We start from the raw sequence: 23,396 nt of genomic DNA on the forward strand, positions 1-23,396 counted from the left end.
CGCCAAGGGATTTTGTTGAAGGATTGATTGTTTTATGATAGTCTAAAATAAAACTGATTTAATGGAGTAAAAGGAAAATAGTTAAAATGAAACATTTTTTTGCAGGAATTGGTGAGATAAACTTTATAAATTATCTATTGTATATATGTGTAGGACTAGCCCCTCTTTTTCATATATATGTCATAGGTTCGGAACTGAGTTTTGTGAAAATAGTATTATCTATTTTGGGTATTATATTTGTTTGTATTTTAACTATTGCTCGAATTTATCGGACTTTTTTCTATAAAGAATAGTTTGGATTGGAAAAGTGTCCAGATTGAAGAAAATTGTCCAAAATGGACTTTTTCTTCAATCTTTTTCTTTTGCTAGAGAAAGTAGAAAACTCTTAAAAATAGTATTATATCAGCATTCCTAAGAGTTTCTACTATATTATAGCCAACCTTCAAAAAAGCAATTTTGCAACTCTGATAGGGTTTGTCTACGTTCTGAGAGTCCTTTAGGGCTCTTTTTTTGTTTCTCTATAACAAAAAGTGTAACGATCTTCTCAGCAATGCTCTATTTGTATAATTTCGACTAAATTCTTCAAATTGTTTTAAAAATCAAATAGTATAAATAAGCTTATTATATGTAAAAATATATCATATAATAAGCTTTTTCTTAATAAAAATGAAATAAAATGCAGTTTCCCCTTGACAAACGAGAACGATAAGAGTATTATTTATACAATAATAAAGTATAAAAATGAAAGGAGGCTCTTCTATGAATAAAGTGAAGAAGGTGTTGATGACGATGTTTGGTTTGCTTATGTTTCCCTTATTATTTGCTTGTAGTAACACTCAATCCCAAGGTGTTGAAGCCATTAAGGCTAAAGGAAAATTGGTGGTGGCCCTAAATCCAGAGTTTGCTCCGTTTGAATACCAGAAATTGGTCGATGGGAAAAATCAGATTGTAGGTTCAGATGTTGAGCTAGCCAAAGCCATCGCAAAAGAACTAGGTGTAGAAGTGGAGTTCTCTCCAATGAGTTTTGACAATGTACTAGCTAGTCTTGATTCAGGCAAGGCCGATCTTGCCATATCAGGTGTTTCTAAAACGGAAGAGAGAAGTCAAGTTTACGATTTTTCAATTCCCTACTACACTTCGAAAAATAAGGTTATCGTAAGAAAAACTGAATTAACGAATTACCAATCAGTCAAGGATTTGGCTCAGAAAAAGGTTGGAGCGCAGAAAGGTTCTATCCAGGAAACTCTGGCTAAAGAAACCTTGCAGGATTCTTCTCTCGTTTCACTTCCTAAAAATGGAAATTTGATAACAGATTTGAAATCAGGACAACTGGATGCGGTTATCTTTGAGGAACCAGTGGCAAAAGGATTTGTAGAGAATAATCCAGACCTAGCCATCGCTGAGTTTGATTTTGACAATGACAAAGAAGATTCCTACGCTGTTGCGATGAAAAAAGATAGTAAGGAATTGAAAGAAGCGGTTGACAAAACCATCCAGAAGTTGAAGGATTCTGGGGAGTTGGACAAATTGATTGACGATGCTTTTAAAGCCTCTATCGAAAAATAGAAAGAAGGAAGAGAAATGAGTAAGGAAAAAGTCATTTTAGCCTATTCAGGTGGATTGGATACATCAGTTGCTATTACATGGTTAAAAAAAGACTATGATGTGATCGCTGTTTGTATGGATGTGGGTGAAGGAAAAGATTTGGAGTTCATCCATGATAAAGCTCTCAAGGTTGGGGCTGTAGAGTCTTATGTCATTGATGTTAAGGAAGAATTTGCTAATGACTATGTTTTAGTGGCCCTTCAGGCTCATGCCTACTACGAACAAAAGTACCCCTTGATATCTGCTCTGAGTCGCCCTCTTATTTCAAAAAAACTCGTTGAAATAGCTCATCAGACGGGGGCAACCACAATTGTCCATGGTTGTACAGGTAAGGGAAACGACCAAGTTCGGTTTGAAGTCTCTATTGCGGCTTTGGACCCCAATTTAAAAGTAGTTGCGCCTGTTCGTGAGTGGAAATGGTCTCGTGAAGAAGAAATCCAATATGCCAAAGAAAACGGCGTTCCAGTTCCAGCTGACCTTGACAATCCTTACTCTGTCGACCAAAATCTTTGGGGACGTGCAAATGAATGTGGTGTTTTGGAAAATCCTTGGAACCAAGCACCAGAAGAAGCATTTGGAATCACATCTTCACCAGAAGAGGCGCCAGACAGTCCAGAATTTATTGACATTGAGTTTAGCTGCGGGGTGCCCATCTCTCTCAATGGTGAGAAGATGAAAGTGGCGGATTTGATTCAAAAGCTCAATGAAATAGCTGGTAAACACGGTGTCGGTCGTATTGACCATGTGGAAAATCGCCTAGTCGGTATTAAGTCAAGAGAGATTTATGAGTGCCCAGGTGCTATGACTTTATTGGCAGCTCATAAGGAAATTGAAGACTTGACTCTTGTGAGAGAGGTAGCGCATTTCAAACCCATTATCGAAAATGAGTTGTCCAATCTCATCTATAATGCCTTGTGGTTTAGCCCAGCAACTCAGGCTTTGATTGCCTATATCAAGGAGACACAGAAAGTTGTCAATGGAACTGCAAAAGTTAAACTCTATAAGGGGAACGCCCAGGTAGTGGCTCGGAAATCTCCAAATTCTCTTTACGATGAAAATTTGGCGACTTATACTAGTGCGGATACCTTTGACCAAGATGCTGCTGTGGGATTTATCAAGCTTTGGGGGCTTCCGACTAAGGTTTATTCAGAAGTTCAGAAAAATGTTGAGTAGTGACGCGATAGAAAGGGACGACAGGATATGTCGAAAAATACAAAATTATGGGGTGGTCGATTTGAAGGTACTGTGGAAGATTGGGTAGAACAGTTCGGTGCGAGTATTTCCTTTGACCACCAGCTGGCAAAATTTGATTTGATGGGTTCCCTAGCTCATGTTCAAATGCTAGGACAGACTGGCATTTTAAGCTTGGAAGAGGGAGAGCAGATCCAAGATGGTCTGAAAGCTTTGTTGCGAGATTTAGAGGCAGGGGAGCTTCATTTTGATATTGCAAATGAAGATATTCATATGAATATGGAAGTGTTGCTGACAGAGAAAATCGGTCCTCTGGCTGGGAAACTGCACACGGCTCGTTCTCGGAATGACCAAGTCGCAACAGATATGCACTTATATCTAAAAGAGCAGCTTGGCCATGTCTTGGATAAGTTGGCGAATCTGAACAGTGTTTTGCTGAATTTGGCTGAAAAACATGTGGAAACCATCATGCCAGGCTATACTCATTTGCAGCACGCCCAACCGATTAGTTTTGCCCACCATCTCATGGCTTATTACAATATGTTTCAAAGGGATAGCGAGCGCTTTGCATTTAACTTGAAACATACGGACCTATCTCCCCTGGGTGCGGCTGCATTGGCGGGGACAACTTTTCCAATCGATCGTCAATTATCGAGTGATTTATTGGGTTTCCAACAACCCTATACCAATTCCTTGGACGCAGTGAGTGACCGTGATTTCATCTTAGAATTTCTATCAAATGCCAGCATTTTGATGATGCATATGAGCCGTTTTTGTGAAGAAATCATCAATTGGTGCAGTTTTGAGTATCAGTACATTAGCTTGTCTGATAGCTTCTCAACGGGTTCATCTATCATGCCCCAGAAGAAAAATCCTGATATGGCCGAATTGATTCGAGGGAAGACAGGAAGGGTTTACGGGAACTTGCTTGGACTATTGACCGTCATGAAGTCTTTGCCTTTGGCTTACAATAAGGATTTGCAAGAGGACAAGGAAGGCATGTTTGATACAGTAGAAACGATTTTGAATTCTCTGGATGTGTTGGCAGGTATGCTATCGAGCATGCAGGTTAATAAGGCCAAAATGCAGCAATCCACAGAGAATGATTTTTCGAATGCGACCGAACTGGCAGATTATTTGGCAGAAAAAGGCCTCCCTTTTAGAGAAGCGCATGAAATAGTAGGGAAATTGGTTCTAGACTCTATCAAGCATGGTAAAAACATCCAAGATTGGGATTTGGAGGAGTTGCAAGTCTACCATCCCTTGATTGAAGAGGATATTTATATCTACTTGCGCCCAGAAACTGCTGTTCAGAGACGGAATTCCTTAGGAGGAACCGGCTTTGAGCAAGTGAAATACCAGATAGAACAAGCGAAGAAAGAACTTAAAGGGGAAAATTGATTCGTTTGCAAAGTAAGGAAGAGAGGTTGAGATGATTTATCAGCCTCTTTCTTGTCTTCTCCAACCAAGCGTGTTATAATGAATACTGCTCAAGCGACCTTCAATCGTGAAGCACACACGACCTTCAATCGTGAACTAGTCATTTCGTTTATCTTTTATTACGTCGTTAACTCGCAATGAGATGCAAGCTGAGCTTGTCTGATTTATAACCTCAATCAGTCTCCCAGACTGATTGAGCGAACTCAAGTTATGTCCGCGACTTGTTGCCTATCATATTTTCATTTTAAGATGATAGGCTAAAATGGTCTCCCAGACCATTTTACTCCTAAAAGCAAACGAAAAGACGATACTCAAAGAAATTCTTTTGAAAGTCATAATGAATAGAATTTTGAAGGGTATGAACAAACGAATAGATGGGAGACTTACCATGAGTGATAACTCTAAAACACGTGTTGTCGTTGGGATGAGTGGTGGTGTTGATTCGTCGGTGACGGCTCTCTTGCTCAAGGAGCAGGGCTACGATGTGATCGGTATCTTCATGAAGAACTGGGACGACACAGATGAAAACGGCGTCTGTACGGCGACCGAAGATTACAAGGATGTGGCTGCAGTGGCAGACCAGATCGGCATTCCTTACTACTCTGTTAATTTTGAAAAAGAGTACTGGGACCGCGTTTTTGAGTATTTCCTAGCGGAATACCGTGCAGGGCGCACGCCAAATCCAGATGTTATGTGCAACAAGGAAATCAAGTTCAAGGCCTTTCTGGACTATGCCATGACCTTGGGAGCAGACTATGTAGCGACTGGGCATTATGCCCGAGTGGCGCGTGATGAGGATGGCATCGTTCACATGCTTCGTGGCGTGGACAATGGCAAGGATCAGACCTATTTCCTCAGTCAACTTTCGCAGGAACAACTCCAAAAAACCATGTTCCCACTGGGGCATTTGGAAAAGCCTGAAGTACGAAAACTAGCAGAAGAAGCAGGCCTCGCGACTGCTAAGAAGAAAGACTCGACAGGGATTTGCTTTATCGGAGAAAAGAACTTTAAAAACTTCCTCAGTAACTACCTGCCAGCTCAGCCTGGTCGCATGATGACTGTGGATGGTCGCGATATGGGTGAGCATGCAGGTCTGATGTATTATACAATCGGTCAGCGTGGCGGACTTGGTATCGGTGGACAACACGGCGGTGACAATGCCCCTTGGTTCGTTGTCGGAAAAGACCTCAGCAAGAATATCCTCTATGTCGGCCAAGGTTTCTACCATGATTCGCTCATGTCAACCAGCCTAGAGGCCAGTCAAGTTCACTTTACTCGTGACATGCCAGAGGAATTCACGCTCGAATGCACGGCTAAATTCCGCTACCGTCAGCCGGATTCAAAGGTGACTGTTCATGTCAAAGGAGACAAGGCAGAGGTCATCTTTGCGGAACCGCAACGCGCCATCACACCAGGACAGGCCGTTGTCTTTTACGATGGCGAAGAGTGTCTCGGTGGTGGCTTGATTGACAATGCCTACCGTAATGGACAAGTTTGTCAGTACATTTAGATTGACAAATTTTCTCAATTTGCTACAATAATAAAAGCAATAGAAATGATGGTCAAAGCTCATGGATGTTGCAGGCTTTTTTGTCCTGCACTTCTTACGAGTTTTGACTGTTTTTGTGTCGTTTAAGGGAAAGGATAAAAATGACTCAACAAGACTTTCGGACAAAAGTGGGAAATACTGTTTTTGGTGTTCGGGCGACAGCTTTGATTGTCCAAAATCGCAAGCTCCTAGTTACCAAAGACAAGGGCAAGTATTACACTATTGGCGGTGCGATTCAAGTCAATGAAAGCACGGAAGACGCGGTAGTCCGCGAAGTGAGGGAAGAACTGGGTGTCAAAGCTCAAGCTGGTCAGCTAGCTTTCGTGGTTGAAAATCGTTTTGAACAGGACGGTGTTTCCTATCACAACATCGAGTTTCATTATCTGGTGAACTTGCTTGAGGATGCCCCATTGACCATGCAGGAAGATGAAAAAAGGCAGCCTTGTGAGTGGATTGATTTGGATCAGCTCCAGAATATCCAGCTCGTTCCAGCTTTTTTAAAAACAGCCCTGCCGGATTGGGACGGCCAACTAAGACACATTCATCTTGAGGAATAGGAGAGAAAATGACTTATAATTTTACGGAAGAATACGATATTATTGTAATCGGTGCGGGACACGCGGGGGTTGAGGCTTCCTTGGCTGCCAGCCGTATGGGCTGTAAGGTCTTGCTTGCAACCATCAACATCGAAATGCTGGCTTTCATGCCTTGTAACCCTTCGATCGGTGGTTCTGCCAAGGGGATTGTTGTGCGTGAAGTCGATGCCCTCGGTGGTGAAATGGCCAAGAATATTGACAAGACTTACATCCAGATGAAGATGCTCAACACAGGGAAAGGACCTGCTGTTCGCGCCCTTCGTGCGCAGGCTGACAAGGAGCTTTACTCTAAGGAAATGCGCAAGACAGTTGAAAATCAAGAAAATCTGACCCTCCGTCAAACCATGATTGATGAGATTTTGGTGGAAGATGGTAAGGTTGTTGGTGTGCGGACGGCGACCCATCAAGAGTATGCTGCTAAGGCTGTAATTGTGACAACGGGGACTGCCCTCCGCGGGGAAATCATCATCGGGGATCTCAAGTATTCGTCAGGTCCTAACCACAGCCTAGCTTCTATTAACCTTGCTGACAATCTCAAGGAACTGGGACTCGAAATTGGTCGTTTCAAGACAGGAACCCCTCCACGTGTCAAGGCTTCATCTATCAACTATGATGTGACAGAGATTCAGCCAGGAGACGAAGCGCCTAATCACTTCTCATACACGTCACGTGATGAAGACTATGTCAAGGACCAGGTGCCATGTTGGTTGACCTACACCAATGGTACCAGTCATGAGATTATCCAAAACAATCTCCACCGTGCACCTATGTTTACAGGTGTGGTTAAGGGAGTAGGACCTCGTTACTGTCCATCGATTGAGGATAAAATTGTGCGCTTTGCGGATAAGGAACGTCACCAACTCTTCCTTGAGCCAGAAGGACGCAATACAGAGGAAGTTTATGTTCAAGGACTTTCAACCAGTCTGCCTGAAGATGTCCAACGCGAGCTGGTTCATTCCATTAAAGGTCTGGAAAATGCTGAGATGATGCGAACTGGTTATGCCATTGAGTACGACATGGTCTTACCTCACCAGTTGCGTGCGACTCTGGAAACCAAGAAAATCTCGGGGCTCTTCACTGCTGGTCAGACTAATGGTACATCAGGATACGAAGAAGCTGCTGGCCAAGGGATTATCGCTGGTATTAATGCGGCTCTGAAAATCCAAGGCAAGCCTGAGTTGATTTTGAAGCGCAGTGACGGTTATATCGGGGTGATGATTGACGACTTGGTGACCAAGGGAACCATTGAACCCTATCGTCTCTTGACCAGTCGTGCTGAATACCGTCTCATCCTCCGTCATGACAATGCCGATATGCGCTTGACAGAGATGGGACGCGAGATTGGTCTTGTGGATGATGAACGTTGGGCTCGCTTTGAAATCAAGAAAAATCAATTTGAAAATGAGATGAAGCGCCTAGACAGTATCAAACTCAAGCCAGTCAAGGAAACCAATGCTAAGGTTGAGGAGATGGGCTTCAAGCCGTTGACAGATGCGGTGACAGCCAAAGAATTCCTTCGCCGTCCAGAAGTTTCTTACCAAGATGTGGTGGCCTTCATCGGGCCAGCTGCCGAGGACTTGGATGACAAGATTATCGAATTGATTGAAACAGAAATCAAGTACGAAGGCTATATTTCTAAAGCCATGGATCAGGTTGCTAAGATGAAACGCATGGAAGAAAAACGCATTCCAGCCAATATTGACTGGGATGATATTGACTCCATTGCAACAGAAGCCCGTCAGAAGTTCAAAATGATCAATCCAGAAACCATTGGTCAAGCTAGCCGTATTTCGGGAGTAAATCCAGCAGATATTTCTATTTTGATGGTGTATCTGGAAGGTAAAAATCGTAGTATTTCTAAAACTCTTCAAAAATCAAAATGATACATCGTCGGCTTCGGCTCACCTAACTTAAGTTATGCTTTCGCCTAGCCTTCTAGTCTGATTTCGATTTTTATTGAGTTTTAATCTCAAAAGAAAGCATAGAGAAAAACAGCTCCGAAGACGGGGCTGTTTTTTTGACTTGTATTCAATGAAAATCAAAGAGTATTATTCTTCATCTGGTGTGAGGATCATCGGGATGATAATCGGTTCACGTTCTGTATTTTCATAGAGGAAAGGACGAATAGCGTTGACAATGGCACCATTGACAGATTGCACGCTAGCATCTTTGTTCTTCAGTGCGATACGAATAGCATTGAAGAGGATGCGCTGGCTTTGGCGAATCAAGTCGCCAGACTCTCTCATGTAGACAAAGCCTCGGCTGAGGATATCTGGACCAGACAAGATCATTTTAGACTTGAAGTCAACAGTTGCGACTGCTAGAACGACACCGTCTTCAGATAAATCACGACGGTCTTTGAGGACAGCCGCACCGATTTCACCGATACGATTTCCATCAACATAGATGTCTTGGGCATTGAAATGCCCAGCGATACGAGCTGAGTTAGCAGTAAGGGCAAGCACATCACCATTGCTCATGATAAAGATATTGTCCTTCTCGACACCCGTATCCACCGCTAGTCCAGCGTGGACTTTCTGCATACGATATTCACCGTGGACAGGCATGAAGTATTTCGGCTTAATCAAGCGGAGCATGAGTTTTTGCTCTTGCTGACCACCGTGTCCAGATGTATGGATATTGTTCACTTTACCGTGGATAACTTCGACACCAGCTTCAGAAATAGTGTTAATCAATTTGTTGACGCTAGTGGTATTTCCAGGGATTGGGCTAGAAGAGAAGATAACGGTATCGCCGGGTTGGAGTTGCACTTGACGGTGGGTTCCGTTAGCGATACGAGAGAGGGCTGCCATTGGCTCGCCCTGACTACCTGTACAGAGGATAAGAACCTCGCCTGCAGGGTAGTCTTTGATTTCATTTGGCTCGATAAAGGTTCCCTTAGGAGCTTTGATGTAGCCAAGCTCGATCCCGTTGACAATGGCCTTTTCCATCGAACGACCAAAGACCGCAATCTTGCGTCCAGTCTTAACAGCAGCATCCGTTGCTTGCTGGAGACGGAAGATATTTGAGGCAAAGGATGCAAAGATGATACGTCCTTCGATGCCTTGGATGATCTTCATGATGGACTGACCAACGACTTTTTCAGAGTTGGTAAAGGTTGGTACTTCCGCATTTGTCGAGTCAGAGAGGAGGCAGAGCACGCCTTCTTCACCAAGGGCTGCCATCCGGTGCAAGTCCGCTGGTTCCCCAACTGGAGTAAAGTCAAACTTAAAGTCACCCGTACAGACGATTTTACCTTGAGGAGTATGAATGACAATCCCCAAAGGCTCTGGAATAGAGTGAGTCGTTCTAAAGAAAGTTGCCTTGAGATTTTTAAAGGTCAACTCAGTGTTGTGATTGATTTCGTAAAGTTTGGCGTTGCGCAAGAGGCCGTGTTCTTCGAGTTTTCCACGGATCAAAGCCAAGGCAAGTGGTCCAGCGTAGATAGGGACATTTGCTTGCTTGAGCAGGAATGGAATCCCACCGATGTGGTCCTCGTGTCCGTGGGTAATCAAAACAGCCTTGACGCGGTCGATATTGTCTACGATGTAAGAGTAGTCGGGGATAACGTAGTCGATACCCAGCAAGTCATCTTCTGGAAATTTAATCCCAGCATCAACGATAATAATCTCATCTTGGTATTCAATTCCGTATGTATTTTTCCCGATTTCTCCCAGACCACCGATGGCAAAAACGCCGACTTCTTCAGGTTTAAGAGTGTAGGCCATATTAGAACTCCGTAATCTCGAAAGCGCCAGTTTCTTTTTCGTAATCTAGCAATTTGTCAGACAAGAGTTCGATATACTCGATGTTGTACTCTGGGCGGTTTTCTTCGACAAGTTGGCGAGCAGCGATACGGCCCTCAAGTTCTGAGTTGGCATCGATGTCTAGGTAAAGTGAGCGTGTTGTTTCACGGCGTGGGCTACGTTCTTTTGTTTCTTGATAAAAAACTTTGTAAATCATATAGTTCCTTTCTATTTACAGGTCAGCTTATTCCAAACTTTTAGCAGAGATTTGCTTGATTTCATTCCATTTTGTGTCTAGATTGACCTTGATTCGTTACAATTATTTCAATTATACCACAAAATGAAAAATTAGTAAAAGACGGAAATGGAGAAAGTCAGGAGGGGAAGAAGGAGTAAAAAGATAGGCAGGATTTGGTCGGAGAGCGCTTAGGTGTTATAATTAAAGGGGGAATCTAAAGAGATAGTAGATTTAAGGAAGAATATAGTTCTAGTTTCATTAATCGTTGGAGTGGATGGTTGGGACAGAATGATATCTTTGAAAAAAGAAAAAGCTCTTGAGAAATCTCGAGAGCAACCAAAAAGGCTGAGACAAAATTAAGGGATCTTTCTGAGCGAGCTCAAGGGGCAGCACCATTACCTGAAGTGATTGAATCACAACCTTTGAAAGACTTGTCACCAAGTCAGACCAAATCTCAACCATACCCTATTTTATCATCTACTCAGCTAAGAAGTCAATCTATAAGTATAACGATGTAAACATAGCATGGAGTGGATTGCTTACTAAAAGGTAAAGAAAAGCCCTTGACCGAAGTCAAGAGCCATCTAACACTGGGGGCGAATTGTTCAATCGCAATTTCAGTTCTTTAGAAACCAAAGTTTCAGGGATAGCACTGCAACCCGAAGAGTCAACGACTCAACCTGATTTTCCTACCAGTGTTGAATTACATTTTAACATTGATAAACCAACATTGTCAACAGTTTATATAAAAATAGGAATACCAAAAGGAGGATTAAGAATGTTTAGTTTGTTTGAATTTGCAGTAGGGGTTCGCCTCTTGATGTTTGTAGTTTTTGTAGCTTGTGTCTATGGAGGGAATGCCCTGTTTGTGCATCTGGAACACCGCAAAACAAAGTTCCTTTGGAAGCTTGCTTTTGTGACGCTCTATTCAATTTTTCTCCTCCTGGTCACCTATGTTGTCTGGCTCGTTTTCTACTTTGGTTTAAATGCCTAAAGTCAATTATTCCTCTAGATATACAGAAAATCCACCTCGTCTTGATAGATGGGATGGATTTTTCTATTTTTAGGTGCTATCTTTATTGTTATGACGATGATTTCTAACGTCGAAAATCGATTTGAAACATAAATGCATGATCCAAATTTTTTACGAAGAACCTTTCAATTTCCTTGTTCACTTTTCTATTCAAAAAAGCTACAACTTTTTTGAATTTTTTGTGTAGAATTGCCTGTCTAAGTGACAGGCCCTTTTGTTTCAGAACAAAGAAAATTCCCATGCGCGGGCTTTTGTAGTATAATAGTAAACAGACAAAAAGATAGGAATGTGTTATGAAAGTATTAGCTTTTGATACGTCCAGCAAGGCTCTTTCTCTCGCTATTTTAGAGGACAAGCAGGTTCTTGCTGAGACGACAATTAACATCAAGAAAAATCACAGTATTACCCTCATGCCTGCCATTGATTTTTTGATGGCAAGTTTGGATTGGACACCCAGGGATTTGGACCGAATCGTGGTAGCGGAAGGACCAGGTAGTTATACAGGTTTGCGAATTGCGGTAGCAACTGCCAAGACCTTGGCTCATACCCTGAACATCGAGTTAGTTGGCATGTCTAGTCTCTTGGCTCTGGTACCGCGCCAACAAGAAGGCTTACTTGTTCCCCTGATGGATGCGCGTCGCAACAATGTTTATGCAGGATTTTATGAAAATGCCAAACCTGTCACGGCAGAAGCACACCTATCCTTTGCGAAAGTGCTAGAAAAAGTCACGGATGCTGAACAGGTGACCTTTGTCGGAGAAGTTGGTGCCTTTGTGGAGCAGATCCAAGAACAGCTACCACAAGCTAGCTACCAAGAAACCTTGCCAAATGCAGCTAATCTAGCTTTGTGGGCATGGGACAAGGAAGCAGACTCCTTGCACGACTTTGTGCCAAATTACCTCAAACGAGTTGAGGCTGAGGAAAACTGGCTCAAGAACCATACCGAGTCTGGCGGGTCTTACATTAAACGCTTATGATAGAAATCAAACGAATCCAAAAACAGCCTGAACTAGCTAAAACCATCTACGCTGTCATGGCAGCTGTTTACCCAGTCAGCCCTTGGACACTGGAACAAATCCAAGCAGACCTGTCCCAAGACCAGACTTGGTACGCTCTGGCTTATGATGGGACAGAAGTGATTGGCTTTCTAGCTGTACAGGAGAATCTCTTTGAGGCAGAAGTCTTGCAAATCGCTGTCAAAGGAGCCTATCAGGGTCAGGGAATTGCGTCAGTCTTGTTTGCAACATTGCCGACAGATAAGGAAATTTTCCTTGAAGTCAGAGAGTCAAATGAACGAGCACAAGCATTTTACAAGAAAGAAAAGATGGCGGTCATCGCTGAGAGAAAGGCCTACTACCATGACCCAGTCGAGGACGCTATCATCATGAAGAGAGAAATAGATGAAGGATAGATATATTTTAGCATTTGAGACATCTTGTGATGAGACCAGTGTCGCCGTACTGAAAAACGATGATGAGCTCTTGTCCAATGTCATTGCGAGTCAAATTGAGAGTCACAAACGTTTTGGGGGTGTAGTGCCAGAAGTGGCCAGTCGTCACCATGTCGAGGTTATTACAGCCTGCATCGAGGAGGCGCTAGCAGAAGCAGGGATTACCGAAGAGGACGTGACAGCCGTTGCCGTTACCTACGGACCAGGATTGGTTGGAGCTCTGCTAGTTGGTTTGTCAGCTGCCAAGGCCTTTGCTTGGGCTCATGGACTTCCGCTGATCCCCGTGAATCACATGGCTGGTCACCTTATGGCGGCTCAGAGCGTTGAGCCTTTAGAGTTTCCCTTGCTAGCTCTCTTGGTCAGCGGTGGGCACACGGAGTTGGTCTATGTTTCTGAGGCTGGGGATTATAAGATTGTTGGAGAAACGCGGGATGATGCCGTTGGCGAGGCCTATGATAAGGTTGGCCGCGTCATGGGCTTGACCTATCCAGCAGGTCGTGAGATTGACGATCTGGCCCATCAGGGGCAGGATGTTTATGACTTCCCACGTGCTATGATTAAAGAAGACAATCTGGAGTTTTCCTTCTCAGGTTTGAAGTCTGCCTTTATCAATCTTCACCACAATGCCGAGCAAAAGGGAGAAAGCTTGTCCAAGGAAGACCTGTCAGCATCCTTCCAAGCTGCGGTCATGGATATTCTTATGGCTAAAACCAAGAAGGCCTTGGAAAAATACCCTGTTAAAACCCTAGTTGTGGCAGGTGGTGTAGCTGCTAATAAAGGTCTTAGAGAACGCTTGGCAGCCGAAATCACAGATGTCAAGGTCATCATCCCACCTCTACGACTTTGCGGAGACAATGCAGGTATGATTGCTTATGCCAGCGTCAGCGAGTGGAACAAAGAAAATTTTGCAGGCCTGGACCTCAACGCCAAACCAAGCCTCGCCTTTGATACTATGGAATAAAGAGTCAGCTTCGAGCTGGCTTTTTTGCTAAAATATTTTATAATATGTTAAAAAAGTAAAATTTTTTACGAATAGAATAGTAAAGGGAATTTTTAAAGGGGAGTTTGGCCATGATTGAAAAACAGGAATTGGGAGAATTTTACAAGGAATTACGCTTGGCGCGAAAACTCAAGCAGTCAGATGTGGCTTGTGCTGGACTGACAGCATCTCAGCTATCCAAGTTTGAATTAGGGCAGTCTATGCTGTCTGCGGATAAGCTGATTCTAGCTATCCAAGGGATTAATGTGACCTTCGATGAGTTTGGGCACAAGCTTAATAATTACCAGGAATCCCCACATATGCGAATCGGTCGAAAGATTGTAAATCGTTTTACCCATCAAGATATAGCTGGCTTAGAGAAACTATTAGAGGAAGTCGATCAAGAACAGATGGCGCAGACCTATCGTCGTTTGAATGCTATTGTGATCAAAGATGCTATCCATTCCTTGGATAAAAGCTATCTGCTCGAAGAGGAGGATCGTGAGTTTTTGACCGCCTACCTTTATGCTATCAAGTCTTGGACCTGGTTTGAACTCTATATTTTTTGTAATACCATGCCTTTCTTAAGTAATCAAGATCTGATTTTTTTATCCACCTCTTTACTTGAAAAATCCAAGGAATTTAAAGAGTTGGTACACAATCAATTGTATATGAAAAGTGGTTATCTTAATATCATCTCAGAGCTCATGGAGCGCAAACTTTTTTCTTATATCCCAATCTTTGAAGCCGAGTTGGAGAGTATGCTCCGACCATACTATGTTTTTGAGAAATTATTGTGGCAGTTTTTAAAGAAGATGAGCATTTTCCTTCAAACTAAGGGAAGTAATCAAAAAGAGATTGAACACTTTATCCAATCTCTGCAAATATTAGAAAATCCACAATTAACAGCTCTTTTTGAACTGCGTTTTCAGCAATACAAAGAACTTATCGATTAATCTACTATCGCGAATGTGAAATTTCCATGAGAAAAAATATCAAATATGCGATTTTCTAAAATGAGCTAATTTCCGTGTTTTACTGTCCTTGTAAGACATTTGAAGCAAATCCTAGGCTAGGTTGCAGAAGCGGAGTTGGAGCAGGTTTACGGAGGAAATTTCACTATGGCTTGTGTGGGTGAAAATATTGGTTGTGGTGGTAGTGCTTTGCCTGCTTGGGGAGGTAGAGGTATTAGTCCTAGACCTTATGGGGCATTTGATTGGTCGAATGGGATGATTGAAGGACTGTTTGGAAAACGTCGTAACTAACATTTAGGAGAAAAAACTATGAAAAGGGAAGAAACGAAATTTTACCTAGGGACCATTTTGGTACTTATGTCTTATTACTTGATTTTTAATTTAGTAGTGAGATTAGAGTTCATGGATCAATTATCGGATTTTGGATTTTATGGGATTCAAATTTTATTGATAATAATTGAAGGAATTGCTGCTACTGTGGTTCTTGTTAAGAGTCAACGTTGGAAAGAGTACGGTCGCTTCCAGTTTCGTTGGTCTTATCTGGGTCTCTTCTTTCTTTCCTTTATATTGATGTTTTTGTGGGTAAATATAACGACTCGAATCTTTCCCAACACGCAAAATGGTAGTGCTATAAAAGAAACCGTAGCCAATTTGACGGGAATTAGTTATTTTGTGACACGTATTCTCTACGGCAGTCTTATTGCTCCGATAGTTGAGGAATTAGTTTTCCGTGGACTTCTGATGACAGCCCTATCTAAATTTAAAAAATACTATATTGATGTTATCATTTCTTCCACACTCTTTAGTCTCATCCATGTTTTACAATATGGATGGGTGTTAACAGACTTCATCGTTTATGCAGGAGCAGGTCTGCTACTCTGCATGCTCTTTCGTTATACACGTTCAATTTATTGGTCAATGGCCCTTCACATCTTGTGGAATACCTTTTTAATCATCGTCAGTTTACTGGTGTTTGGGTATTAGAAAGATGAAATATGAAAAAGATAACCTCACGATACTACTTTATTATAGCTGTTTTGCTTGTCATTGCTGACCAGTTCTTCATTCGTTTGCTTTTACATAGCGACCTTGCTGCTGGTCTATCTGACTTTGCCTATTATTTGTCAGATATGCTGTTGAATTTTCTTGTGGTTCTGCTTGCTATTATTGTTATGATTCGGTCAGGGAAATGGCAGAAAATCAACAGTCGAAAATTTAGAGGTTCCTATCTTCTCTATTGCTTCCTATCTCTCCTAGCTTTTGTTATTTGGAACTTCGTCACATTTTTTATTTTTCCGCCTACCAAAAATGAAATTGCTTATCAACTGGATCTTCCTACTTTTACGGGAGCAACGGCATTTTTGATGTATTTTTTCTATCCTGTGATTGCAGGTCCTATTTTTGAAGAGATGATTTATCGTGGATTGGTGATGACAGCTCTGGAAAAAGGAAAGAAATGGGGACTGGATGTGCTCGGTTCGGCTGCTTTGTTTGGAATCTTGCACATTAGTAACCACGGTTGGGTCTTGACAGACTTTTTCGTATATATGGGTGGCGGTCTCATATTTGCAGTCTTATTTAGAGTGACAAAGTCCATTTATTGGCCTATTGGACTGCACATAGTCTACAATGGCATTGGTCCAATTTTACCGTTGCTGTAATTTTGGGTGCTCAGCAATATCGGTCTATCCTTGGGGAAAAGTTCCCATTTGAACTCAAAAAGGAGTTGCGATGAAAGTATTTATTCAAAATAGAGATTTTAGGCAACTAACCATCAACCAGTGGATTTCAATGGTTGGGGATACAATTTTTTATCTTGCTTTTTTGAATTATGTGGCAGATGCTTCGTTTGCCCCCTTGGCAATTTTACTCATTACGATTTCAGAGACTGTTCCTCAAGTTCTGCAAATTTTTATGGGAGTTTTGGCTGACTTTCAACACCATCGTGTTCTAAAGTATACGGTTATTAGTTTTGTCAAATTTGTACTTTATTCTATAGTGGCGCTTTCGCTTTCAGGGCAGCCCTTTTCCTTATGGCTTGTATTCTTTATTTGTTTAATGAACCTTTTGTCGGATACATTGAGTTACTTTTCAGGAGCCATGCTTACTCCTATTTTTATAAGAATCATTGGGAAAGAACATCTGACAGAAGCTATTGGCTTTAAACAATCAACAGTTAGTTTAGTTCGGACAATCAGTAATATTCTAGGAGGGGTTTTACTAGGAATTCTTTCCATTCAGTTCATTTCCTTGCTAAACGCTCTGACGTTTCTGATAGCATTTGTAGGTATTCTTCTCATAAAAAATGATCTTTTGAAAGTTGAAAAAACAATTAGCTATCAAGAAGGTCTTTCTATAAAATCGTTTTGCCAGCATTTGTTCCAATCATCAAAATTGATCTGGAATATGGATAGAGTGATCTTCATTTTATTTATCGTCTCTATCAGCCAAGCGGTGATTAATGTTACTGTTCCTATTTCAACTCTTTTTTTAAGAAACCAACCGTTTTTGGATTTACAAACTGGTCAATCACTCGCTTTGTTATCAACACTAGAATTGTTAGCACTTATTGTCGGAAGCCTTGTAAGTGGCTATCTGAAAAATACGATTTCTATAAAAACAGCTCTATACGCTTCGGTCGTCATCCAGTTACTCCTTCTAGTAGGATTTGCCACAGTTCATTTTGGTTTGATTCTGCTTTTCAGCTCCTTGGATGCCTTCATCGCAGGGTTACTCTCTCCTAGATTGCAAGAACTCGTCTTTAAACAAATACCTGAGGAGTCAATGGGAGCGGTTCAATCCTCTATTGGTGCTATTACGGTTGTCTTACCAAGTCTATTCACAATCGTTTTCGTAACGATTGCTACAAGTTTTGGGGTCCTAGCGGTCAGCTTTATTCTATTGCTATTACTCCTAACCGCATTTGTCATGCTCTTGAATATTCGTGAGAGCATTTAGAGGAGAATTTGTATAATAGGTGTTTGAGACTGGATCGCCAGTCTTTTTATGACGGTCAAAATCAGCAGACTTTTTTCTCTTCTTTGAATATGTTATAATAGTCCGTGCTGTGGCTGTGATGATGAACAGCCTCAACTGGAGAAAATATGAGGAGAAGGATGAAAGAAAAAGGATTTTGGGAAGGTGTACATGCGGCCATGCCGACTGCCCTCGGCTATGTTAGTATCGGTCTGGCTTGTGGGATTATCGGTGCGCCCTATGTGACACCTGTTGAGATGGGCTTGATGAGCCTCTTTGTTTATGCCGGGAGCGCCCAGTTTGCCATGTTGGCACTGATTGCGGTACAAGCGCCTGTGGCAGCTATTGCTATGACGGTCTTTTTGATCAACTTGCGACTCTTTTTGCTGAGCTTGCATGCATCGACCTATTTCCGTCATACTAGTCTCTGGCAAAATATCGGCATGTCCAGTCTCCTGACAGATGAGACCTATGGGGTTTTGATGGGAGAATTAGCCCATACAGATAAAGTCCATCCCATGTGGATGCACGGGAACAATCTCAATAGTTATGTAGCCTGGTTTGTTGGGACAGTTGCGGGGACAGCTTTAGGTGGCCTTCTTCCAAATCCTGAAGTCTTTGGCTTGGACTTTGCCCTTGTTGGGATGTTTATCGGGATTTTTACCTCGCAATTTCAGATTATGCAAAGACGGATTCCTGTACGGAATCTACTGATGATCCTAGCCGTTGTTGCGGTGTCCTTCTTTTTGCTCTTGACAGTGGTGTCTCAGTCGCTAGCTGTTCTTTTTGCGACCTTGCTAGGTTGTACCATGGGGGTGGTCTTAGATGGTCAGTAAATATCTTTTGTTAGCCGTTATCTTTTCAGGCCTAGTGACTTGGGTTCCCCGTATGATTCCTTTCATCTTGGTCAAGTACAAGGGTTTGCCAGCTATCGTTGAGCGTTTTTTGAAGTTCTTGCCTGTTTCCATTATCTTTGCCTTGATCCTTTCAAGCGTAGTGACTGGCAAGGTTGGGAGCCTTCCTCAGATCAAATGGCTGGACTTTTTAGCAGTCTTTCCAACGGCTTGGATAGCCTTTCGCTACCGCAATCTAGTGGGTACGGTTCTTTTTGGGGTGGTCTTGATTGCAGTCTTGCGTCTGGTCTTTTAGTCAGCCATAAGAAAAACCTATCACCGAGATAGAAATCATATAATGGCGAAAAAAAATATTTTCTGTTAAGATAGTAAAGTATTCTATTTTGGAGGAAATGACATGAAAAAAATCGTTAAATATTCATCTCTTGCTGCTCTGGGACTTGTTGCCGCAGGTGTACTAGCAGCTTGCTCAGGTGGTGCTAAGAAAGAAGGAGAAGCAGCTGGTAAGAAAGAAATTATCGTTGCAACCAATGCTTCACCAAAACCATTCAACTACGAAGAAAATGGTGAGTTGACTGGTTATGAGATTGAAGTAGTCCGTGCTATCTTTAAAGACTCTGACAAATACGATGTCAAGTTTGAAAAGACAGAGTGGTCAGGTGTCTTTGCAGGCCTTGATAGTGATCGCTACCAAATGGCTGTGAACAATATCAGCTATACCAAAGAACGTGCTGAAAAGTACCTTTATGCAGCTCCAACTGCTAAAAATCCTAACGTCCTTGTAGTGAAGAAAGATGATTCTAGCATTAAATCGCTTGATGATATCGGTGGAAAATCAACAGAAGTTGTTCAAGGGACAACATCAGCTAAACAGCTAGAAGATTACAACAAACAACACGCTGACAATCCAACGGTTCTTAACTACACCAAGGCTGATTTCCAACAAATCATGTCTCGCTTGAGCGATGGTCAGTTTGACTACAAGATTTTTGATAAAATCGGTGTTGAAACAGTTATCAAGAACCAAGGTTTGGACAACCTGAAAGTTATTGAACTTCCAAGCGACCAACAACCTTACGTTTACCCACTTCTTGCTAAAGGTCAAGATGAGTTGAAAACATTTGTAGACAAACGTATCCAAGAACTTTACAAAGACGGAACTCTTGAAAAATTGTCAAAACAATTCTTCGGAGACACTTATCTTCCAGCAGAGGCTGATATTAAATAGTTGTATGAAATCATCCAGTCTGAGAAAGGCGGATGATTTCTCAATTTTTAGACATATAGTTTTAAACTATATGTCTGCCTATCTAATAACAATTTGCGAAATCAAATAAAGTATGAGATACTATTACGGTATTATTTTTAAAGGAGATAGAATTATGAAAATTAAAAAATGGCTCGGTGTAGCAGCGCTTGCTACAGTCGCAGGCCTTACACTTGCAGCTTGCGGAAATTCAGACAAGAAAGCAGACAATACAACTACAGTTAAAATTGCGACTGTTAACCGTAGTGGCTCAGAAGAAGCACGTTGGGATAAAGTCCAAGAATTGGTTGAAAAAGATGGCATTAAATTGGAATTCACAGAGTTCACAGACTACTCACAACCAAACAAGGCAACTGCTGATGGCGAAGTAGACTTGAATGCTTTCCAACACTACAACTTCTTGAACAACTGGAACAAAGAAAACGGGAAAGACCTTGTAGCGATTGCAGATACGTACATCTCACCAATCCGCCTTTACTCAGGTAAAAATGGAGAGGAAAACAAGTACACCAAAGTGGAAGAAATCCCAGATAACGGTGAAATTGCCGTGCCAAACGATGCAACAAACGAAAGCCGTGCGCTTTACTTGCTTCAATCAGCTGGCTTAATCAAATTGGATGTTTCTGGAACTGCACTTGCAACAGTTGCTAACATCAAAGAAAATCCAAAGAACTTGAAAATCACTGAATTGGACGCTAGCCAAACAGCTCGTTCATTGTCATCAGTTGACGCTGCCGTTGTAAACAATACCTTCGTTACAGAAGCAAAATTGGACTACAAGAAAGCACTCTTCAAAGAGCAAGCTGATGAAAACTCAAAACAATGGTACAACATCATCGTTGCGAAAAAAGATTGGGAATCATCACCTAAAGCTGATGCCATCAAGAAAATTATCGCGGCTTACCACACTGATGAAGTGAAAAAAGTTATCGAAGAAACATCAGACGGTTTGGATCAACCAGTTTGGTAATAAGAAACAGGGAGGTGGGAGAGAAAATTCCACCTCTTGCTTTTGTATAGAGCATGGATTGTAAAAAAGACTATAGGTTCATAGAAAGGTAGAGAGAATATGGTTTTTCCTAGCGAACAAGAACAGATTGAAAAATTTGAAAAGGATCATGTAGCCCAACATTATTTTGAAGTCTTGCGCACCTTAATTTCCAAGAAATCAGTCTTTGCCCAGGAGGTTGGACTCAAGGAAGTCGCAAACTATCTGGGTGAGATTTTCAAGCGTGTGGGGGCTGAAGTGGAGATTGATGAGACTTACACGGCGCCCTTTGTCATGGCACATTTCAAGAGTTCGCGTCCGGATGCCAAGACCTTGATTTTCTATAACCACTATGACACTGTGCCGGCGGATGGTGACCAGGTGTGGACAGAGGATCCTTTTACCCTTTCTGTGCAAAATGGCTTTATGTATGGACGTGGGGTTGACGACGACAAGGGCCATATCACGGCTCGTTTGAGTGCTCTGAGAAAGTATATGCAGCACCATGATGACCTGCCTGTCAATATCAGCTTTATCATGGAGGGAGCGGAGGAATCCGCTTCTATGGATCTAGATAAGTATTTAGAGAAACATGCAGACAAACTTCGTGGGGCGGACTTGCTAATCTGGGAACAAGGGACCAAGAACGCCTTGGAGCAGCTAGAAATCTCTGGTGGAAATAAAGGGATTGTGACCTTTGATGCCAAGGTAAAAAGTGCGGATGTGGATATCCACTCGAGTTATGGTGGTGTCGTGGAATCAGCTCCATGGTATCTTATCCAGGCCTTAAGTAGTCTGCGAGCTGCTGATGGCCGTATCTTAGTAGAAGGCTTGTACGAGGATGTTCAAGAGCCAAATGAACGAGAACTAGCCTTGATAGATACCTACGCCCAACGCAATCCTGAGGAAATTAGTCGCATTTATGGCTTGGAATTGCCTCTCTTACAAGAGGATCGTGCAGCCTTTCTAAAACGGTTCTTTTTCGAGCCGGCCCTTAATATCGAAGGGATTCAGTCAGGTTATCAAGGGCAAGGGGTTAAAACGATTTTGCCAGCAGAAGCCAGTGCTAAGTTAGAGGTTCGTTTGGTTCCTGGCCTAGAACCGCATGATGTTCTGGAAAAAATTCGGAAACAGCTAGACAAAAATGGCTTTGATAAGGTAGAATTATACTATACCTTGGGAGAGATGAGCTATCGAAGCGATATGAGCGCGCCAGCTATTCTCAATGTGATCGAGTTGGCCAAGAAATTCTATCCACAGGGCGTTTCAGTTTTGCCGACAACAGCGGGGACAGGCCCCATGCATACGGTCTTTGATGCCCTAGAGGTACCAATGGTGGCCTTCGGTCTAGGAAATGCCAATAGCCGAGACCATGGTGGAGATGAAAACGTGCGAATCGCCGATTACTACACCCATATTGAATTAGTAGAGGAGCTGATTAGAAGCTATGAGTAGAGATATTATCAAGTTAGATCAGATTGATGTGACTTTTCACCAAAAGAAGAGAACCATCACAGCGGTCAAGGATGTGACCATTCACATCCAAGAAGGGGATATCTACGGAATCGTTGGATATTCTGGAGCAGGGAAATCAACCCTTGTACGGGTGATTAACCTCTTGCAAAAGCCATCTGCTGGGAAAATTACCATTGATAACGACGTCATTTTTGATGGCAAGGTGACCTTGACAGCAGAGCAGTTGCGTCGTAAGCGTCAAGACATTGGGATGATTTTCCAGCATTTCAACCTGATGAGTCAAAAGACAGCAGAGGAAAATGTGGCCTTTGCCCTTAAACATTCTGGACTCAGCAAGGAAGAAAAGAAAGCTAAAGTAGCTAAGTTGTTAGACTTGGTTGGCTTGGCGGATCGTGCTGAAAACTACCCTTCACAACTATCAGGAGGGCAAAAACAGCGTGTGGCCATTGCGCGTGCCTTGGCAAATGATCCGAAAATTTTGATTTCAGATGAGTCAACGTCTGCCCTTGACCCTAAGACAACCAAGCAGATTTTGGCTTTGTTGCAAGATTTGAACCAAAAATTAGGCTTGACTGTTGTTTTGATTACGCATGAAATGCAGATTGTCAAAGATATTGCCAACCGTGTGGCAGTTATGCAGGATGGCCGTTTGATTGAAGAGGGCAGTGTCCTTGAAATCTTCTCAGATCCTAAACAGCCTTTGACCCAGGACTTTATCTCAACTGCGACAGGTATTGATGAAGCCATGGTCAAGATTGAGAAGCAAGAAATCGTAGAGCATTTATCTGAGAACAGTATCTTAGTGCAGCTCAAGTATGCAGGGGCTTCGACAGACGAGCCACTTTTGAATGAATTGTACAAGCGTTACCAAGTAACGGCTAACATCCTTTATGGAAATATCGAAATTCTCGATGGCACTCCTGTTGGAGAATTGGTTGTGGTCTTGTCAGGTGAAAAAGTAGCGCTAGCAGGTGCTCAAGAAGCTATTCGTCAAGCAGGCGTACAGCTAAAAGTATTGAAGGGAGGACAGTAAG

The 23,396-nt window shown here is 42.3% G+C and carries 24 protein-coding genes; 22 read left to right on the plus strand and 2 right to left on the minus strand.

Going from position 1 to position 23,396, the window contains the following annotated elements; translation table 11 throughout:
• Positions 1-86 precede the first annotated feature (86 nt).
• From PG086_RS00595 to mnmG, 7 genes are all read left to right on the plus strand, one after another.
• Positions 87-293, plus strand: a complete 207-nt coding sequence (locus PG086_RS00595; protein WP_270747185.1) for a hypothetical protein — start codon at positions 87-89, stop codon at positions 291-293.
• Between the two features lie 466 nt (positions 294-759).
• A complete protein-coding gene (locus tag PG086_RS00600) occupies positions 760-1,566 on the plus strand; it encodes an ABC transporter substrate-binding protein (protein WP_033584755.1) in 807 nt (268 codons plus the stop codon).
• 15 nt (positions 1,567-1,581) lie between these two features.
• Positions 1,582-2,778 (plus strand): argininosuccinate synthase, encoded by a 1,197-nt coding sequence (locus PG086_RS00605; RefSeq protein ID WP_033584756.1) that lies wholly within the window; start codon positions 1,582-1,584, stop codon positions 2,776-2,778.
• A gap of 27 nt (positions 2,779-2,805) precedes the next feature.
• Entirely contained in the window at positions 2,806-4,197 is a 1,392-nt protein-coding gene (gene argH, locus PG086_RS00610) for an argininosuccinate lyase (protein ID WP_033584757.1), read from the plus strand.
• Positions 4,198-4,624: 427 nt separating this feature from the next.
• Positions 4,625-5,746: a tRNA 2-thiouridine(34) synthase MnmA gene (gene mnmA, locus PG086_RS00615; protein WP_109289575.1), complete on the plus strand. Its 1,122-nt coding sequence runs from the start codon at positions 4,625-4,627 to the stop codon at positions 5,744-5,746.
• 140 nt (positions 5,747-5,886) lie between these two features.
• Entirely contained in the window at positions 5,887-6,342 is a 456-nt protein-coding gene (locus PG086_RS00620) for an NUDIX hydrolase (RefSeq protein WP_167265766.1), read from the plus strand.
• Between the two features lie 8 nt (positions 6,343-6,350).
• Complete coding sequence (mnmG, locus tag PG086_RS00625) at positions 6,351-8,264, plus strand: tRNA uridine-5-carboxymethylaminomethyl(34) synthesis enzyme MnmG (protein ID WP_270747194.1); 1,914 nt, start codon at positions 6,351-6,353, stop codon at positions 8,262-8,264.
• A 165-nt stretch (positions 8,265-8,429) separates the two neighbouring features.
• Here the strand turns inward: mnmG and rnjA are convergent, their stop codons facing one another.
• Both rnjA and PG086_RS00635 read right to left on the minus strand, forming a co-directional pair.
• A complete protein-coding gene (gene rnjA, locus PG086_RS00630) occupies positions 8,430-10,109 on the minus strand; it encodes a ribonuclease J1 (RefSeq protein WP_084852803.1) in 1,680 nt (559 codons plus the stop codon).
• Between the two features lies 1 nt (position 10,110).
• The gene (locus PG086_RS00635; protein ID WP_000639582.1) at positions 10,111-10,344 is read right to left on the minus strand and encodes a DNA-dependent RNA polymerase subunit epsilon; all 234 of its coding nucleotides are present in this window, start codon (positions 10,342-10,344) and stop codon (positions 10,111-10,113) included.
• 799 nt (positions 10,345-11,143) lie between these two features.
• Between PG086_RS00635 and PG086_RS00640 the strand changes: the two genes are divergently transcribed.
• From PG086_RS00640 to PG086_RS00710, 15 genes are all read left to right on the plus strand, one after another.
• Positions 11,144-11,359 carry a hypothetical protein gene (locus tag PG086_RS00640; RefSeq protein WP_000492029.1) on the plus strand — a complete coding sequence of 72 codons (216 nt, stop codon included), beginning with the start codon at positions 11,144-11,146 and terminating at the stop codon, positions 11,357-11,359.
• A gap of 332 nt (positions 11,360-11,691) precedes the next feature.
• Complete coding sequence (gene tsaB / locus PG086_RS00645) at positions 11,692-12,375, plus strand: tRNA (adenosine(37)-N6)-threonylcarbamoyltransferase complex dimerization subunit type 1 TsaB (protein ID WP_000865715.1); 684 nt, start codon at positions 11,692-11,694, stop codon at positions 12,373-12,375.
• The gene (rimI, locus tag PG086_RS00650) at positions 12,372-12,809 is read left to right on the plus strand and encodes a ribosomal protein S18-alanine N-acetyltransferase (RefSeq protein WP_000569809.1); all 438 of its coding nucleotides are present in this window, start codon (positions 12,372-12,374) and stop codon (positions 12,807-12,809) included. The genes tsaB and rimI overlap by 4 nt, the downstream gene beginning before the upstream one ends.
• Positions 12,799-13,809, plus strand: a complete 1,011-nt coding sequence (gene tsaD, locus PG086_RS00655; protein WP_000655037.1) for a tRNA (adenosine(37)-N6)-threonylcarbamoyltransferase complex transferase subunit TsaD — start codon at positions 12,799-12,801, stop codon at positions 13,807-13,809. The genes rimI and tsaD overlap by 11 nt, the downstream gene beginning before the upstream one ends.
• Positions 13,810-13,919: 110 nt before the next feature.
• Positions 13,920-14,783: an XRE/MutR family transcriptional regulator gene (locus PG086_RS00660; RefSeq protein ID WP_270747198.1), complete on the plus strand. Its 864-nt coding sequence runs from the start codon at positions 13,920-13,922 to the stop codon at positions 14,781-14,783.
• A gap of 165 nt (positions 14,784-14,948) precedes the next feature.
• Positions 14,949-15,092, plus strand: coding sequence for a hypothetical protein (locus PG086_RS00665; protein ID WP_000752480.1), 144 nt, complete (start codon positions 14,949-14,951; stop codon positions 15,090-15,092).
• Between the two features lie 18 nt (positions 15,093-15,110).
• Positions 15,111-15,785, plus strand: a complete 675-nt coding sequence (locus tag PG086_RS00670) for a CPBP family intramembrane glutamic endopeptidase (protein WP_000817788.1) — start codon at positions 15,111-15,113, stop codon at positions 15,783-15,785.
• A gap of 11 nt (positions 15,786-15,796) precedes the next feature.
• A complete protein-coding gene (locus PG086_RS00675) occupies positions 15,797-16,462 on the plus strand; it encodes a CPBP family intramembrane glutamic endopeptidase (protein ID WP_000724531.1) in 666 nt (221 codons plus the stop codon).
• 70 nt (positions 16,463-16,532) lie between these two features.
• The gene (locus tag PG086_RS00680; protein ID WP_033584774.1) at positions 16,533-17,759 is read left to right on the plus strand and encodes an MFS transporter; all 1,227 of its coding nucleotides are present in this window, start codon (positions 16,533-16,535) and stop codon (positions 17,757-17,759) included.
• A 158-nt stretch (positions 17,760-17,917) separates the two neighbouring features.
• Positions 17,918-18,613: an AzlC family ABC transporter permease gene (locus PG086_RS00685; protein WP_270747204.1), complete on the plus strand. Its 696-nt coding sequence runs from the start codon at positions 17,918-17,920 to the stop codon at positions 18,611-18,613.
• On the plus strand, positions 18,603-18,926 hold the full coding sequence (locus PG086_RS00690) for an AzlD domain-containing protein (RefSeq protein ID WP_000253944.1): 324 nt from the start codon (positions 18,603-18,605) through the stop codon (positions 18,924-18,926). Before PG086_RS00685 ends, PG086_RS00690 begins: the two co-directional genes overlap by 11 nt.
• Positions 18,927-19,028: 102 nt before the next feature.
• Positions 19,029-19,859, plus strand: coding sequence for an amino acid ABC transporter substrate-binding protein (locus PG086_RS00695; RefSeq protein ID WP_000724946.1), 831 nt, complete (start codon positions 19,029-19,031; stop codon positions 19,857-19,859).
• 154 nt (positions 19,860-20,013) lie between these two features.
• A complete protein-coding gene (locus PG086_RS00700; RefSeq protein ID WP_270747209.1) occupies positions 20,014-20,868 on the plus strand; it encodes a MetQ/NlpA family ABC transporter substrate-binding protein in 855 nt (284 codons plus the stop codon).
• Between the two features lie 99 nt (positions 20,869-20,967).
• The gene (locus tag PG086_RS00705; RefSeq protein WP_270747211.1) at positions 20,968-22,341 is read left to right on the plus strand and encodes a M20 family metallopeptidase; all 1,374 of its coding nucleotides are present in this window, start codon (positions 20,968-20,970) and stop codon (positions 22,339-22,341) included.
• Positions 22,334-23,395, plus strand: coding sequence for a methionine ABC transporter ATP-binding protein (locus tag PG086_RS00710; protein WP_084921149.1), 1,062 nt, complete (start codon positions 22,334-22,336; stop codon positions 23,393-23,395). Before PG086_RS00705 ends, PG086_RS00710 begins: the two co-directional genes overlap by 8 nt.
• Position 23,396 lies beyond the last annotated feature (1 nt).

It is taken from the genome of Streptococcus halitosis, assembly GCF_027691175.1.
Classification (GTDB): domain Bacteria; phylum Bacillota; class Bacilli; order Lactobacillales; family Streptococcaceae; genus Streptococcus; species Streptococcus halitosis_A.

Bases quoted from the DNA above. Each gene is read 5' to 3' on its own strand.
- PG086_RS00710 (WP_084921149.1), top strand. From the start codon at position 22,334: ATGAGTAGAGATATTATCAAGTTAGATCAGATTGATGTGACTTTTCAC.
- rimI (WP_000569809.1), top strand. From the start codon at position 12,372: ATGATAGAAATCAAACGAATCCAAAAACAGCCTGAACTAGCTAAAACC.
- PG086_RS00680 (WP_033584774.1), top strand. From the start codon at position 16,533: ATGAAAGTATTTATTCAAAATAGAGATTTTAGGCAACTAACCATCAAC.
- PG086_RS00600 (WP_033584755.1), top strand. From the start codon at position 760: ATGAATAAAGTGAAGAAGGTGTTGATGACGATGTTTGGTTTGCTTATG.
- PG086_RS00670 (WP_000817788.1), top strand. From the start codon at position 15,111: ATGAAAAGGGAAGAAACGAAATTTTACCTAGGGACCATTTTGGTACTT.
- PG086_RS00640 (WP_000492029.1), top strand. From the start codon at position 11,144: ATGTTTAGTTTGTTTGAATTTGCAGTAGGGGTTCGCCTCTTGATGTTT.
- PG086_RS00700 (WP_270747209.1), top strand. From the start codon at position 20,014: ATGAAAATTAAAAAATGGCTCGGTGTAGCAGCGCTTGCTACAGTCGCA.
- PG086_RS00685 (WP_270747204.1), top strand. From the start codon at position 17,918: ATGAAAGAAAAAGGATTTTGGGAAGGTGTACATGCGGCCATGCCGACT.
- PG086_RS00635 (WP_000639582.1), bottom strand. From the start codon at position 10,344: ATGATTTACAAAGTTTTTTATCAAGAAACAAAAGAACGTAGCCCACGC.
- rnjA (WP_084852803.1), bottom strand. From the start codon at position 10,109: ATGGCCTACACTCTTAAACCTGAAGAAGTCGGCGTTTTTGCCATCGGT.
- PG086_RS00595 (WP_270747185.1), top strand. From the start codon at position 87: ATGAAACATTTTTTTGCAGGAATTGGTGAGATAAACTTTATAAATTAT.
- tsaD (WP_000655037.1), top strand. From the start codon at position 12,799: ATGAAGGATAGATATATTTTAGCATTTGAGACATCTTGTGATGAGACC.
- PG086_RS00605 (WP_033584756.1), top strand. From the start codon at position 1,582: ATGAGTAAGGAAAAAGTCATTTTAGCCTATTCAGGTGGATTGGATACA.
- PG086_RS00660 (WP_270747198.1), top strand. From the start codon at position 13,920: ATGATTGAAAAACAGGAATTGGGAGAATTTTACAAGGAATTACGCTTG.
- PG086_RS00675 (WP_000724531.1), top strand. From the start codon at position 15,797: ATGAAAAAGATAACCTCACGATACTACTTTATTATAGCTGTTTTGCTT.
- argH (WP_033584757.1), top strand. From the start codon at position 2,806: ATGTCGAAAAATACAAAATTATGGGGTGGTCGATTTGAAGGTACTGTG.
- mnmA (WP_109289575.1), top strand. From the start codon at position 4,625: ATGAGTGATAACTCTAAAACACGTGTTGTCGTTGGGATGAGTGGTGGT.
- PG086_RS00695 (WP_000724946.1), top strand. From the start codon at position 19,029: ATGAAAAAAATCGTTAAATATTCATCTCTTGCTGCTCTGGGACTTGTT.
- mnmG (WP_270747194.1), top strand. From the start codon at position 6,351: ATGACTTATAATTTTACGGAAGAATACGATATTATTGTAATCGGTGCG.
- PG086_RS00620 (WP_167265766.1), top strand. From the start codon at position 5,887: ATGACTCAACAAGACTTTCGGACAAAAGTGGGAAATACTGTTTTTGGT.
- PG086_RS00690 (WP_000253944.1), top strand. From the start codon at position 18,603: ATGGTCAGTAAATATCTTTTGTTAGCCGTTATCTTTTCAGGCCTAGTG.
- PG086_RS00665 (WP_000752480.1), top strand. From the start codon at position 14,949: ATGGCTTGTGTGGGTGAAAATATTGGTTGTGGTGGTAGTGCTTTGCCT.
- PG086_RS00705 (WP_270747211.1), top strand. From the start codon at position 20,968: ATGGTTTTTCCTAGCGAACAAGAACAGATTGAAAAATTTGAAAAGGAT.
- tsaB (WP_000865715.1), top strand. From the start codon at position 11,692: ATGAAAGTATTAGCTTTTGATACGTCCAGCAAGGCTCTTTCTCTCGCT.